The following is a 13,417-nucleotide window of genomic DNA, read 5'->3' on the forward strand; positions in this document are numbered from 1 at the left end:
TAACTTTTTTCTGCGAACAACGACGCTTAATCCCGAGGAGAGACTGAAATGCGTGTTTACTACGACCGCGATGCGGACCTGAACCTGATCAAGGGCAAGAAGGTTGTCATCGTCGGCTACGGCAGCCAGGGCCATGCCCATGCGATGAACCTGAAGGACAGCGGCGTGAAGAACATCGCCGTTGCGCTGCGCAAGGGTTCGGCCGGCACGAAGAAGGCTGAAGAGGCCGGCTTCAAGGTGATGACCCCGACCGAAGCCGCCAAGTGGGCCGACGTCGTGATGGTGCTGACGCCGGATGAAGGCCAGTCGGACCTGTGGAACAACGACCTGCGCGACAACATGAAGGAAGGCGCTGCCCTGGCCTTCGCGCATGGCCTGAACATCCACTTCAACCTGATCGAGCCGCGCAAGGATCTCGACGTCTTCATGATCGCGCCGAAGGGCCCGGGCCACACCGTGCGTTCGGAATACCTGAAGGGCGGCGGCGTGCCGTCGCTGGTCGCCGTGCATCAGAATGCCTCGGGCAATGCGCTTGAAATCGCGCTCAGCTATGCCTCGGCCAATGGCGGCGGCAAGGCCGGCATTATCGAGACCACCTTCCAGGAAGAATGCGAAACCGACCTGTTCGGCGAGCAGGTCGTGCTTTGCGGCGGCCTGGTCGAACTGATCAAGGCCGGTTACGAGACGCTGGTCGAAGCCGGCTACGCCCCGGAAATGGCCTATTTCGAGTGCCTGCATGAAGTGAAGCTGATCGTGGACCTGATCTACGAAGGCGGCATCGCCAACATGAACTACTCGATCTCGAACACGGCCGAATACGGTGAATATGTCACCGGTCCGCGCATCGTGACCGCCGAGACCAAGGCCGAGATGAAGCGCGTGCTGGAAGACATCCAGTCCGGCCGCTTCACCCGCAACTGGATGCTGGAAAACAAGGTCAACCAGACCTCGTTCAAGGCGACCCGTGCGGCGCTGGCCAAGCACCCGATCGAGGAAGTGGGCAGCAAGCTGCGCGCCATGATGCCCTGGATCGCCAAGAACAAGCTGGTCGACAAGGCGCGTTCGAACTAAGAACTGGACTTCAGTAAATTGTGACGGCCGCCGCAGCGATGCGGCGGCCGTCCTGTTTTTCTGGGATTGAGAGTTGGTACCCCCACGCGGATCAACCGCAACAGAAGGGTTCTGCCATGAGTCTTCTGCTTCCTACCGCGCTTACTCTCCTGTCCGCTGCGATTTTCCTGATGCTGGAGCGTGTCGCGCCCGGCCGCGAATTGCCCAACGCCCCAGGCTGGTATTGGCGCGCCGCCCTGATCAACGGCTGCCAGATCGCCATCACCTTTTCGACCAATACAGTGTGGCTGAAGCTGTTTGCCGGTTCGTCGCTCTTCCACCTGTCGGCGCTTGATGCCGCCATCGTTGAAGGCTTTTTCGGCTGGTTCGTCGGCACTTTCTTCTTTTACTGGTGGCACCGCATCCGGCATCTCGACGGCTTCTGGCGGGTATTCCACCAGATTCACCATTCACCGGCCCGTATCGAGGCGCTGACGTCGTTCTACAAACATCCGCTTGAAATCCTGGCGGATGCCGCTCTGGCCGCCGCGATCCTGTATCCGCTGCTTGGCATTTCGCTGGAGGGAGCGTTGTGGTTTAACTTCTTCGCGGCGACTGGCGAGTTTTTCTATCACGCCAATTTCAAGTCGCCGCGCTGGTTGAAATACTTCATCCAGACGCCGGAGCTGCATTCCGTGCATCACCAGGTCGACGTGCATAAGTACAACTTTGCCGACCTGCCGGTCTGGGATCGCATCTTCGGAACCTACAAAGATGCCGAAAGCTTCGCATCTGCATGCGGATTTCCCAACCACAACGAACGCCAATTGGGTCGGATGCTGATCTTCCAGGATGTCTATGGCGATCCGCCGCATAGCGGGCCTGTCAGAGATATTCGCGCCGCCGGATACTAAACCGTGGCCGCCGGGGCAATCCGGCGGCCGTTTGCGTTTATGCGACGCCTTCATGCGTCAGCAGCCAGCGTTTGCGTTCCAGCCCGCCGCCATATTTGATCAGCGATCCATTGGCGCCAATCAGGCGGTGGCAGGGCACCACGACGCTCAAGGGATTGGCGCCATTCGCCGCGCCGACCGCGCGCATCGCCGCCGGCTTGCCGAGTTTGGCCGCCAGTGCCCCGTAGCTCATCGTTTTGCCGGCCGGAATCTTGCGTAACGCGGCCCAGACGCTGCGCTGGAAGTCCGTGCCAGCAGCCGCGCAGGCGATGGCGTCGATCTGCTTCAGGTCGCCAGCGAAATAGCCGTCCAGCGTGATGCGCAGGTCGGCTGGCGCCTTGGCAGTCTCCAGCGCGATGCCGGCGCCGTAATAGAGCCGCAGCAGACGAGTGAGCCGGTCTTCGTGGTCGCTCCAGTCGAGCGCACGCAGCAGGCCGCGCTCATCCGTCACCAGCAACGCCGTGCCAATCGGCGTTTTCAGCCGTGAGAGACTGAGTCGGACAGGCGGGTGGTTGGACAGCTGAGTCGGCATTGCTGCATCATGCGCCCGACAATCTCCGCCCGCCATCCGCGGCTTGCGCATTTCATTTGTCACCCCTTTCATTTTGTAGGTGGGCCGTTTCCGTCTAGGATCATGCCAAACAGGAGGACATCTCATGGCCAAAGTGCTGGTTGCCGGTGTCGGCATGATCCCGTTCGCCAAGCCGGGCAATTCTGCGCCCTATGACGAGATGGGCGCTGCGGCGGGCGGCCTTGCCCTGAAGGACGCCGGCGTCGATTACGCGCGCGTGCAGCAGGCCTATGCCGGCTATGTCTATGGCGACAGCACCTGCGGCCAGAAGGCGCTCTACCGTCTTGGCATGACCGGCATCCCGGTGGTCAACGTCAATAACAACTGTTCGACCGGATCGACGGCGCTGTTTCTCGCGCGGCAGGCCGTCGCCAGCGGTGCGGCCGACTGTGTGCTGGCGCTCGGTTTCGAGCAGATGAAGCCCGGTGCGCTGGGCTCGGTCTTCACCGACCGCGTCAGTCCCTTTGAAGACTTCGACAAGGTGACCGACGAGATCGTCGGCATGCCGGATATCCCGCTGGCCCTGCGCTATTTCGGCGGTGCCGGCCTCAGCCATATGAAGAAATACGGCACGAAGCTTGAGACATTCGCCCGTATCCGCGCCAAGGCGAGCCGGCATGCCAGGAACAACCCGCTGGCACTGTTCCGTCAGGAAGTCAGCGTCGAGGACGTGATGAACGCGCAGATGATCTGGCCCGGCGTGATGACGCGGCTGATGGCCTGCCCGCCTACTTGTGGTGCCGCAGCGGCTTTGCTGGTGTCGGAGGCTTTCGCCAAGCAGCATGGCCTGCGCACGGATGTGGAGATCGCCGCGCAGGCGATGACGACGGATTATCCGTCCACCTTCGAAGCGCGTGACATGATGCAGGTGGTCGGTGCCGATATGAGCCGCAAAGCTGCCGATCAGGTTTACGAACAGGCCGGCATCGGGCCGCAGGATGTCGATGTGGTGGAGTTGCATGACTGCTTCGCGCAGAACGAACTGATCACCTATGAGGCGCTCGGTCTTTGCGGGATCGGCGAGGCCGAAGGCTTTGTCGAAGCCGGCGACAATAGCTATGGCGGCCGCGTGGTGACCAATCCCTCCGGCGGATTGCTGTCGAAGGGGCATCCGCTCGGCGCCACCGGCCTCGCGCAGTGCTACGAGCTGACGCACCAGCTGCGCGGCACCGCCGAAGCCCGCCAGGTCGAGGGCGCCCGGGTGGCGCTGCAGCACAATCTGGGTCTGGGCGGCGCCTGCGTCGTCACGCTGTACCGGCAGGCCTGACGGCGCGTCCTTGAGATCTAGCGGAATTTATGCTACTATTCCTATAATATAAGAACATTCGTTCGTGTGGCTGATTTGCGCCGTTGGGGGCTCGACCTCGCCGTTGTTGGACATCGTTGATAATAGAATCAATGACTTGCCACAAAATCCCAATAACTTGCGTGGGACGGAACGGGATGGAACAGGCCGAAACGGGACAGAACGGGCCGAAACGGGATGTCACTGGCCCCGAACGGGACGAAACTGGGCTCTGAATGGGACGCAACAGGCTGTAACGGGCGCCGGCCTGGCCCTGCTGTATTGGGGCAGATCCTGCTGCGGGGTAGTTTGGCGGGGGTGGCGCCGCAATTCAGCCGTGTTTTCAGGACATTAGCAGATTCGGGTTGCAGGACTCGGCCATTCACCCCTTTTTAAGCATGCTGTCGGAGAGTGTCGCTGCAAGTCTATGTCAGACTTGGATTTTTCCGCCTTTGCCGGAACCCCGCCGGAGCGTGTAGACTTATGGTTAAAGCATGGAAACTGCGGCAAAATTCCCGCAACGCCGGCCTTTTCGGGTCCGGCGCGGGAACGATGCCTGATTCCGGGTATGAGGTCTGACATGACGACAGCGACAAGCAGCACCAAAACCGGCGGTGGGCGCGACCGCGTCATCATTTTCGACACCACGCTGCGCGACGGCGAGCAATCGCCCGGCGCCTCGATGAATCTGGAAGAGAAGCTGAAGATCGCGTCCGTGCTGGAAGGCATGGGCGTCGATGTGATCGAGGCCGGCTTCCCGATTGCGTCGAACGGCGACTTCGAAGCCGTGAACGAGATCGCCAAACGCGTGAAGAATTCCACCGTCTGCGGCCTGAGCCGCGCCGGCAAGAAAGATATCGACCGCGCCTGGGAAGCGCTGAAGCCTGCGAAGAGCGCGCGCATCCACACCTTCATCTCGACCTCGCCGCTGCATATGAAGTTCAAGCTGCAGATGGAGCCTGAGGCGGTGCATCAGGCCATCATCGACAGCGTCAGCCATGCGCGCAATCTCTGCGACGATGTCGAGTGGAGCTGCGAGGACGGCACGCGCTCGGATCGCGACTTCCTCTGCCGCGTGATCGAGAGCGCGATCAAGGCCGGCGCCACCACGATCAACGTGCCCGATACGGTGGGTTACACGGTGCCGGAAGAGTATACGGCGCTGATGCGCTTCCTGATCGAAAACATCCCGAACAGCGATAAAGCCAGGTTTTCCGCGCATTGCCACAACGATCTGGGCCTCGCCGTCGCCAACTCGCTGGCGGCCGTGATCGGCGGTGCGCGGCAGGTGGAATGCACCATCAACGGCCTCGGTGAACGCGCTGGCAATGCCGCACTTGAAGAAATCGTGATGGCGCTGCGCACGCGACCTGACGCGATGCAGTTCGAAACCGGCATCAAGACCACCGACATCATGAAGGCCTCGCGGCTTGTGTCTGCAGTGACGGGCTTCGTGGTGCAACCGAACAAGGCAATCGTCGGTGCCAATGCGTTTGCGCATGAAAGCGGCATCCATCAGGACGGCATGCTGAAACATGCCGGCACCTACGAGATCATGACGCCGGAATCGGTCGGCCTGAACCGCTCGACCCTGGTGATGGGCAAGCATTCCGGCCGCCACGCCTTCCGCAAGAAACTGGAAGAGCTCGGCTTCAATCTCGCCGAGAACCAGCTGAACGATGCCTTCGGCCGCTTCAAGGATCTGGCCGACCGCAAGAAGGAAGTCTTCGACGAGGATCTCGTCGCGCTGGTGGACGACACCGTGGCGCATGACAGCCATCGCATCCGCTTTGTCTCGCTGCAGGTGGTCGCCGGCTCGAAGGAGCCGCAGAGCGCCGAGCTGGAGCTGGAGATCGACGGCGCCGTCAAGGCGGCGCGGACGTCCGGCAACGGTCCGGTGGACGCGACCTTCAATGCGATCAAGACCCTGTTCCCGCATGCCGCCAACCTGCAGCTTTACCAGGTGCATGCCGTGACCCACGGCACGGATGCCCAGGCCGAAGTGACGGTGCGGCTGGAAGAGGGCGGCAAGACGGTGAACGGCCAGGCGTCCGATGCAGACACGCTGGTGGCGAGTTGCCGAGCCTATATTCACGCACTCAACAAGCTGCTGGTGAAGCGGGAAAAGACCGCTCCGGCAGCCCTGAGCGCCTGAGGGAAATTAAGCCGGCAGGTTGCCGGGAAATTATGGGAGGCTGGGGGTTGCGCTGTTCCGGTCTCAGAGGCGATAACGGCGCGATTTTACGCTGGTGAGGGTACTTCTCGATGTTCTCGCGTTTGATGGGTTTCATGTCGGCCGATATGGCCATTGATCTGGGCACGGCGAACACGCTGGTCTACGTCAAGGGCCGAGGAATCGTGCTGAATGAACCGTCCGTGGTGGCAATCGCCAATAACCGCGGCAAGAAGCAGGTTCTGGCCGTCGGCGACGAAGCCAAGCAGATGCTGGGCCGTACCCCGGGCAATATCGAAGCCATCCGCCCGCTGCGCGACGGCGTGATCGCCGATTTCGAAGTGGCGGAGGAAATGATCAAGCATTTCATCCGCAAGGTTCATAACCGGCGCAGCTTCGCTTCGCCGCAGGTGATCATCTGCGTGCCGTCGGGCTCCACCGCGGTCGAACGCCGCGCGATCATGGACTCGGCCGAGTCTGCCGGTTCGCGCCGCGTCTTCCTGATCGAGGAGCCGATGGCTGCCGCGATCGGCGCCGGCCTGCCGGTGACCGAACCGACCGGCTCGATGGTTGTCGATATCGGCGGCGGCACCACGGAAGTGGCGGTGCTGTCGCTCGGCGGCATCGTCTATTCGCGCAGCGTGCGCGTCGGCGGCGACAAGATGGACGAGGCGATCATCGCCTACATCCGCCGCAACCATAACCTGCTGGTGGGCGAGGCCTCGGCCGAGCGCATCAAGAAGCAGATCGGCTCGGCCGCGCCGCCGGAAGACGGCAACGGCCTGTCGATGGAGATCAAGGGCCGCGATCTGATGAACGGCGTGCCGAAGGAACTGGTGATCAACCAGCGCCAGATCGCCGAAAGCCTGGCCGAACCGGTCGGCGCCATCGTCGAAGCCGTGAAGGTCGCGCTGGAACACACCGCGCCGGAACTGGCCGCCGACATCGTCGACAAGGGCATCGTGCTCACCGGCGGCGGCGCGCTGCTCGGCAATCTCGATCTCGTGCTGCGCCATGCCACCGGCCTGCCGGTCTCGATTGCCGACGAGCCGCTCTCCTGCGTGGCGCTCGGCACCGGCCGTGCGCTCGAAGAGATGAAGACGCTGAAGCACGTTCTGTACAACCCGCCGTATTGATTTTCGGCGGACAGCCGGGAAGGGGCTGACGGGGACGCATGGCAAGACGCACCGGACGCAGTGCCTGGATCGCAGCGCCAATACGCGCGCTGCTACAGCGTTTTGCGTTCCTGCTGCTGCTCGCCTCTGCGGTCGGCCTGATCCTGCTCAGCCGCATCGACCGTCCGGTGGTGGAACGCACGCGTGCTGTGGTCGCCGATATCTTCGAACCGATCCTGAGTGCCGTGGCGCAGCCCGTCGGTGTCGTGAATGCCGCGATCGGCTGGGTCGACGACATCCTCTTCGTGCATGAAGAGAATTTCCGCCTGCGCACTGAAAATGCCCGTTTGCTGCAATGGCAGGAAGTGGCGCGTCGCCTTGAGCAGGACAATGCCAGCATGCGGCGTCTGCTGTCGGCCGGNNAGTTTCGTACGCACCGCGCTCCTCAATATCGGTGCCAAGGATGGCGTCAAGAAGGGCCAGGCCGTGATCGGCGAGGGCGGCTATGTCGGCCGCGTTGCCGAGGTGGGCTATCGCGCCTCGCGTATCCTGCTGCTGACCGACCTGAACTCGCGCCTGCCGGTGATGCTGCAGGAAGGCGGCCATCGCGCCGTGCTGACTGGCGACAACTCGCCGTTCCCGCGCCTCGAATATCTCTCCGGTGCCGCCAAGCCGGCCGTCGGCATGCATATCGTCACGTCCGGCGACGGCGGCCAGTTCCCGGTCGGCATCCCGGTTGCCGAGATCGCGTCGATCGATGGCGGCGTGCGCGTACGTCCGCTGGTCGATCTGGGCCGTCTCGATTTCCTGCGGGTGATGCAGTTCGATGAAACCCGGGTCGATGCCGAGGATCCGACGGCCGTGCTGCCGCCGCTGCTGCCTCAGGCGGCAGTTCCTTCGACCGCACCTCCACAGGCCGTGCGGCCGCAACAGTCGCGCTGAGGAGCGGCGGAATGTCGGCGCTGCTCCGCCAGACCAACCGCCGTATCCGCGCCCTGCTGCCGATCCTCAGCAGCATGGTTCTGGTCCTGATCGGCCTCGCCCCCGTCGGCCTGCCGCATTTCGACAATGTCGCGCCCGCCTTCGCCCTGATGGCGGTGTTCTACTGGAGCATCTTCCGCTCCGATCTCATGACCATGCTGGGCGCCTTCCTGATCGGGCTGATGCTCGATCTGCTGTCGGCCGGCCCGCTCGGCCTGAATGCGCTGGCGCTGGTGCTGGTGCATGAACTCGGCATGGCGCAGCGCAAGGTGTTTCTCGGCTCATCTTTCCTGGTCAACTGGGCGGCATTTGCGCTGGTGGTCGGTTCGGTGCTGCCGGCCGGATGGGCCATTGTTTCGCTGCTGCATTGGCGCCTGCTGCCGACCGCGCCGCTGCTGGCGCAGCTGCTGCTGTCGCTGACTCTCTATCCTGCAGTCTACTGGCTGCTCAGCCGGCTGGAGCGTCGCTGGCTGCGCGCTTCCGTGGCGGTCTGAGGCGGCGATGGCGATCAACCGGCGCGATAACGATCTGCAGCGGGTCTTCACCCGCCGCGCCCTCCTGCTCGGTACCGCGCAGCTGGGCATGTTCGGCGCGCTGGTCGGCCGGCTGTATTACCTGCAGGTGATGGAGTCGGATAAATACACGCTGCTGGCCGAGGAAAATCGTATCAATATGCGCCTGCTGCCGCCGCGGCGCGGCCGGGTGCTGGATCGTTTCGGTGTCGAACTGGCCTCCAACCGCCGCAATTACCGCGTCATGATCGTTGCCGAGCAGACCCGCAACGTCGACGCGACGCTGGAAGCGCTGTCGAAGCTGATCCAGGTCGACGACACCCAGCGTGCGCGCGTGAAACGCGAGATCGAACGGCGGCGCAAATTCGTGCCGGTCGTGGTGGCCGAGAACCTGTCCTGGGACGACTTCGCCAAGGTCAACCTGCACTCGCCCGATCTGCCCGGCGTGCAGCTCGATGTCGGCGAAACACGCGACTATCCCTATGTGCAAACCTTCAGTCATGTGGTCGGCTATGTCGGCGCGGTTGCCGAGAATGAACTGGGCGACGATCCACTGCTTGAACTTCCGGGTTTTCGCATCGGCAAGAGCGGTGTGGAGAAGGTTTACGACGAACAGCTGCGCGGCCGTGCCGGCCACAGCCAGATCGAAGTGAACGCCTATGGTCGCGCCATCCGCGAGCTTGAGCGGCATAATGGCCAGCAAGGCGACGATGTCGTCCTGACCATTGACGCCGATCTGCAGCGCTTTACGCAGGAACGCTTCGGTGAGGATAGCGGTGCCGCCGTGGTGATCGATATCCATACCGGCGAGATTCTGTCGTTGGTGTCGAATCCCGGCTACGATCCGAACTGGTTCAATGTCGGTATCACCGGGCCGCAGTGGCGCCAGCTCAACAACGACAAATACAAGCCGCTGCTCAACAAGGCGATCCAGGGCCAGTATCCGCCGGGCTCCACCTTCAAGATGCTGGTCGGCATCGCGGCGCTGGAATCGGGCAATATGACGCCCGACACGCGCGTTTTCTGCCCGGGCCACATGGATTTTGGCAACAATACCTTCCATTGCTGGAAGAAGGGCGGCCACGGCACGATGAATTACGTATCGGCGCTGGAGGAAAGCTGCGACGTCTATTTCTACGAGGCGGCGCGCCGCACGGGTGTCGACAAGATCGCCGAAGTCGCCAAGAAGCTGGGACTGGGTGATTTCACCGGCATCGACCTGACCGGCGAACGGCGCGGCATCATTCCCACGCGCGCATGGAAACAGGGTGCGCTGGGGCAGCCCTGGCATCCGGGCGAGAATCTGGTCATTGGCATTGGGCAAGGTTACGTCACCACCACGCCGCTGCAGCTCGCCGTGATGGCGGCGCGCCTGGCCAATGGCGGATATGCCGTGCCGCCGCGCATTGTGCGCAAAGACGATGCCTTTGGGCCTGCCACCGATCTACGACCGGCATCGCGGCGCTGGCCGAGCCTGAACTTCAAGCGCGAGCAGATCGATCTGGCGCTGGAAGGGATGACCCGCGTCACCACGCCGCCGCGGGGCACCGCCCAGCGGGCCAGGATCACCCAGGCAGAATATGCGATGGCTGGCAAAACAGGAACCAGCCAGGTGCGGCGAATCAGCAAGGCCGAGCGCGAGGCCAAGGTGAAGGTGAAGCCGCAGGATAAGCCGTGGGAAGAGCGCGACCACGCGCTGTTCGTCGCTTTTGCGCCGGTCAGCGCACCGCGTTATGCCTGCGCAGTGATTGTCGAGCACGGCATGTCGGGTTCCGCGACCGCGGCACCGATTGCCCGCGACATCCTGCTGGAATGCCAGAAACTGGATCCGTCGCGCAAACCGCGGACTGCACCCGGCCCAACCACTGCGTCCGGCCAGGCGCCGACGCGGAATGGAGGCTGAGATGGCCTACTGGTCCAACCGCAACGACATGTCGCTCGGTCGCAAGCTGCGCGACATCAACTGGGGCCTGGTGCTGCTGATCACCGTGATTGCGAGCCTGGGCTTTACCGCACTCTATTCGGCGGCTGGCGGCGATATCGATCCCTGGGCCGACCGGCAGATGGCACGCTTTGTCATCGGGATCGTGATCATGGTGGTGATCGCCGTGACCGACATCCGCGTCTGGATGCGGTTGTCCTATGTCGTCTATGCCTTGGGCGTGATCCTGCTGATAGCGGTCGAACTGGTCGGGCGCGTCGGCATGGGTGCGCAGCGCTGGCTCGATCTCGGCGTACTGCATATCCAGCCTTCAGAAATCATGAAGATCGCCCTGGTCTTGACGCTGGCGCGCTATTTCCATGGCCTGTCCTACGAGGATATCGGCCGCATCCGCTGGCTGGTCATACCGCTCGCCGTCGTTGTCGTGCCGGTGGGGCTGGTGATCAAGCAGCCCGATCTGGGCACTGCCATGCTGCTGCTGGCCTCGTCGGGTGCAGTGTTCTTCTTCACGGGCGTGCGGGCCTGGAAATTCCTGCTGGTCATCGCCGGTGGCGGCGGCGCATTGCCGATTGCATGGAATTTCCTGCACGACTATCAGAAGCGCCGCGTTTTCACCTTCATGAATCCCGAGGAAGATCCGCTCGGCTCGGGTTACCACATTCTTCAGTCCAAGATCGCGCTGGGTTCGGGCGGCTTTTCGGGCAAGGGCTTCATGCAGGGGACCCAGAGCCATCTGAGCTTTCTGCCCGAGAAACAGACCGACTTCATCTTCACGATGTTCGCCGAGGAACACGGTTTGATCGGCGCACTGGTGCTGATCGCGCTCTATATCCTGCTGATCGCCTATGGCTATGCCATCGCGCTGCGCTCGCGCAGTCAGTACGGCCGGCTGCTGGCCGGCGGGCTGACCACCATGCTGTTCCTCTATGTCTTCATCAACATCGCCATGGTGTCCGGCCTGGTTCCGGTGGTGGGCGTGCCGCTGCCGCTGTTTTCCTATGGCGGCACGGCGATGATGACCCTGCTGGTCGGCATCGGCCTGCTGGTGAACGTCTATGTGCACCGCGACGTGGAAATCCCCCGTCACATGAGCGGGCTCTGAGCGCGATTTCCGGCCGAATCGGTTCGCTTTAAGCCTTTGGGCGGCTGTGGAAAAATCCCTGCACCGAAGCGCTTGCAATTCCGGCGAATCCGGGTATTTTCCGGCCTCGTTTTAAGAACTGGGCGCATAGCTCAGTTGGTAGAGCAGCTGACTCTTAATCAGCGGGTCCCAGGTTCGAGCCCTGGTGCGCCCACCAGTTCTAAAACGCTAACGGCGCCCAGTGGGCGCCGTTTTAGTTTGTGCTGGGGCTGTCCGGATTGCTTCAGCGCAGGCCGTCTTCGCCCTTGATGTCCTTCGCCGCCAGGCCGCCGAGCCGCGCATGCGGGCGGCCGCCGGTCGCCATGCCGAGCGCATAGACGATCTCGTCGGCGCGCGGTGCATCGTCGATGCTGACGCCGACGGTATGGAAATGCGAGCGCACATAGGCGGCGTTCACATGACCGAGCGGCATCATCAGCCGCACACCGACCGGGCCGACCATCTTGCCGGCCGGCACGATGGCCTTGGTGTCGCCCAGGATGGCGCGCATGCCCCAGCCGCCCGAGGGATGCCACATGGCGCCATGTTCCAGCTCGCCATCGGCGCCGACGATGGCGCCCTTGCCGTAAGCCTCGATCTCGGCCGGTTTTGCTTCCAGCGCCTTGAGCAGGCGCTGCGCCACGTCGCGACCAAGCGCGTTCAGCGCCTCCATGCCGGGCATCAGGTCTTCGGCATACTTGCCGGCATAGGGATTCTGCACCACCACGGCGGCCGTGCCGATGCGCAGAGGCTTCGGCAGGTCTGGCCCGCGGTCGTGCAGCACTTCCTCAACATTGGTGACGAATTTTCGAATTTTCCACATCGCATCAGGCCTCATTGACGACCGGATTGCGCAGGATGCCGAGTTTCTCGATCTCGACCTCCACCGTATCGCCATGCTTCATGAACTGCGGCGGCTTGCGGCTCCAGCCCACGCCGGCCGGCGTGCCGGTCACGATCACGTCGCCCGGCACCAGATCGAAGATGGTGGAGCAGTAGTTGATAATCGTCGGAATCTTAAAGATGAGATTGCTGGTATTCGACGACTGTTCGGTCTTGCCGTTCAGCCGCAGTTCCAGTTTCAGGTTCTCCGGCTCGGGCACTTCATCCGCCGTGACCATCCACGGGCCGAAGGCGCCGGTGCTCTGGAAATTCTTGCCTGCCGCGATCTGTTTGGCATGGAACTGCCACTCGCGGATGCTGGCGTCATTGTAGCAGGCATAGCCGGCGATGTGCTTGTAGGCGTCTTCCTTGGCAATATGGCGGCCGGCCTTGCCGATGATCAGCGCCATTTCGCCTTCCCAATCGAGCTGTTCCGACACTTTCGGGCGGATGATCGCGTCGCCATGCGCCACCTGCGAGCGCCAGACGCGCAGGAAGATCGGCGGGAATTCCGACAATTCGCGATGCATGCCGGCGGCCAGCACTTCCTGGTGATGGTCCATGTAGTTGCGCACCAGGCAGACGATCTTTTCCGGCTTCGGAATCACCGGCAGCAGTTTCACGTCGTTCAGCGCCAGGTCGGCCTTCAGGCCGGCGACGATCTGGTCGCGGTCGGCAAACTCGCTGCTGCCGATGAAATCGGCCAGCGTGGCGTATTTGCCGGAGAAATGCTGGCCGAGATCGACCACCTTGTCGCCCTGCACGGCGCCATAACTTTCGCGGCCTTTGACGGTAAAGGATGCCAGCTTCATAAAATCATTCTCCCTGGATAC

General features: G+C 62.6%; 13 protein-coding genes and 1 tRNA gene. 10 read left to right on the forward strand and 4 right to left on the reverse strand.

Annotated elements, in window-relative coordinates:
* The first annotated feature begins 48 nt into the window (after positions 1-48).
* Both ilvC and CTR53_RS07945 read left to right on the forward strand, forming a co-directional pair.
* Positions 49-1,071: a ketol-acid reductoisomerase gene (gene ilvC / locus CTR53_RS07940; RefSeq protein ID WP_290810982.1), complete on the forward strand. Its 1,023-nt coding sequence runs from the start codon at positions 49-51 to the stop codon at positions 1,069-1,071.
* 20 nt (positions 1,072-1,091) lie between these two features.
* The gene (locus CTR53_RS07945; RefSeq protein WP_290810984.1) at positions 1,092-1,964 is read left to right on the forward strand and encodes a sterol desaturase family protein; all 873 of its coding nucleotides are present in this window, start codon (positions 1,092-1,094) and stop codon (positions 1,962-1,964) included.
* A 37-nt stretch (positions 1,965-2,001) separates the two neighbouring features.
* Here the strand turns inward: CTR53_RS07945 and CTR53_RS07950 are convergent, their stop codons facing one another.
* On the reverse strand, positions 2,002-2,535 hold the full coding sequence (locus CTR53_RS07950) for a methylated-DNA--[protein]-cysteine S-methyltransferase (protein WP_290810987.1): 534 nt from the start codon (positions 2,533-2,535) through the stop codon (positions 2,002-2,004).
* 124 nt (positions 2,536-2,659) lie between these two features.
* On the opposite strand from CTR53_RS07950, the gene CTR53_RS07955 reads away from it, so the two are divergent.
* The 3 genes from CTR53_RS07955 to CTR53_RS07965 all read left to right on the forward strand — a co-directional run bounded on the left by CTR53_RS07955 (position 2,660) and on the right by CTR53_RS07965 (position 7,168).
* Positions 2,660-3,841, forward strand: coding sequence for a lipid-transfer protein (locus CTR53_RS07955; RefSeq protein WP_290810990.1), 1,182 nt, complete (start codon positions 2,660-2,662; stop codon positions 3,839-3,841).
* 598 nt (positions 3,842-4,439) lie between these two features.
* A complete protein-coding gene (locus CTR53_RS07960) occupies positions 4,440-6,014 on the forward strand; it encodes a 2-isopropylmalate synthase (RefSeq protein WP_290810993.1) in 1,575 nt (524 codons plus the stop codon).
* Between the two features lie 110 nt (positions 6,015-6,124).
* Positions 6,125-7,168, forward strand: a complete 1,044-nt coding sequence (locus tag CTR53_RS07965; RefSeq protein WP_144066920.1) for a rod shape-determining protein — start codon at positions 6,125-6,127, stop codon at positions 7,166-7,168.
* A gap of 92 nt (positions 7,169-7,260) precedes the next feature.
* On the opposite strand, the gene CTR53_RS07970 is transcribed toward CTR53_RS07965, so the two are convergent.
* Entirely contained in the window at positions 7,261-7,458 is a 198-nt protein-coding gene (locus CTR53_RS07970) for a hypothetical protein (RefSeq protein ID WP_290811000.1), read from the reverse strand.
* 79 nt (positions 7,459-7,537) lie between these two features.
* On the opposite strand from CTR53_RS07970, the gene mreC reads away from it, so the two are divergent.
* From mreC to CTR53_RS07995, 5 genes are all read left to right on the forward strand, one after another.
* Positions 7,538-8,089, forward strand: a complete 552-nt coding sequence (gene mreC / locus CTR53_RS07975; RefSeq protein WP_290811003.1) for a rod shape-determining protein MreC — start codon at positions 7,538-7,540, stop codon at positions 8,087-8,089.
* Positions 8,090-8,100: 11 nt separating this feature from the next.
* Complete coding sequence (gene mreD / locus CTR53_RS07980; RefSeq protein WP_290811006.1) at positions 8,101-8,622, forward strand: rod shape-determining protein MreD; 522 nt, start codon at positions 8,101-8,103, stop codon at positions 8,620-8,622.
* A gap of 7 nt (positions 8,623-8,629) precedes the next feature.
* Positions 8,630-10,543 (forward strand): penicillin-binding protein 2, encoded by a 1,914-nt coding sequence (gene mrdA, locus CTR53_RS07985; RefSeq protein ID WP_290811009.1) that lies wholly within the window; start codon positions 8,630-8,632, stop codon positions 10,541-10,543.
* A 1-nt stretch (position 10,544) separates the two neighbouring features.
* The gene (gene rodA, locus CTR53_RS07990; protein WP_290811011.1) at positions 10,545-11,684 is read left to right on the forward strand and encodes a rod shape-determining protein RodA; all 1,140 of its coding nucleotides are present in this window, start codon (positions 10,545-10,547) and stop codon (positions 11,682-11,684) included.
* A gap of 120 nt (positions 11,685-11,804) precedes the next feature.
* A tRNA-Lys gene (locus CTR53_RS07995) sits at positions 11,805-11,880 on the forward strand.
* Positions 11,881-11,946: 66 nt separating this feature from the next.
* Here the strand turns inward: CTR53_RS07995 and CTR53_RS08000 are convergent.
* Complete coding sequence (locus tag CTR53_RS08000; protein ID WP_290811014.1) at positions 11,947-12,525, reverse strand: amino acid synthesis family protein; 579 nt, start codon at positions 12,523-12,525, stop codon at positions 11,947-11,949.
* Positions 12,526-12,529: 4 nt separating this feature from the next.
* Entirely contained in the window at positions 12,530-13,396 is an 867-nt protein-coding gene (locus CTR53_RS08005; RefSeq protein ID WP_290811017.1) for a fumarylacetoacetate hydrolase family protein, read from the reverse strand.
* Positions 13,397-13,417: the final 21 nt, after the last annotated feature.

The sequence above is a fragment of the Ferrovibrio sp. genome, from assembly GCF_002796975.1.
GTDB lineage: Bacteria > Pseudomonadota > Alphaproteobacteria > Ferrovibrionales > Ferrovibrionaceae > Ferrovibrio.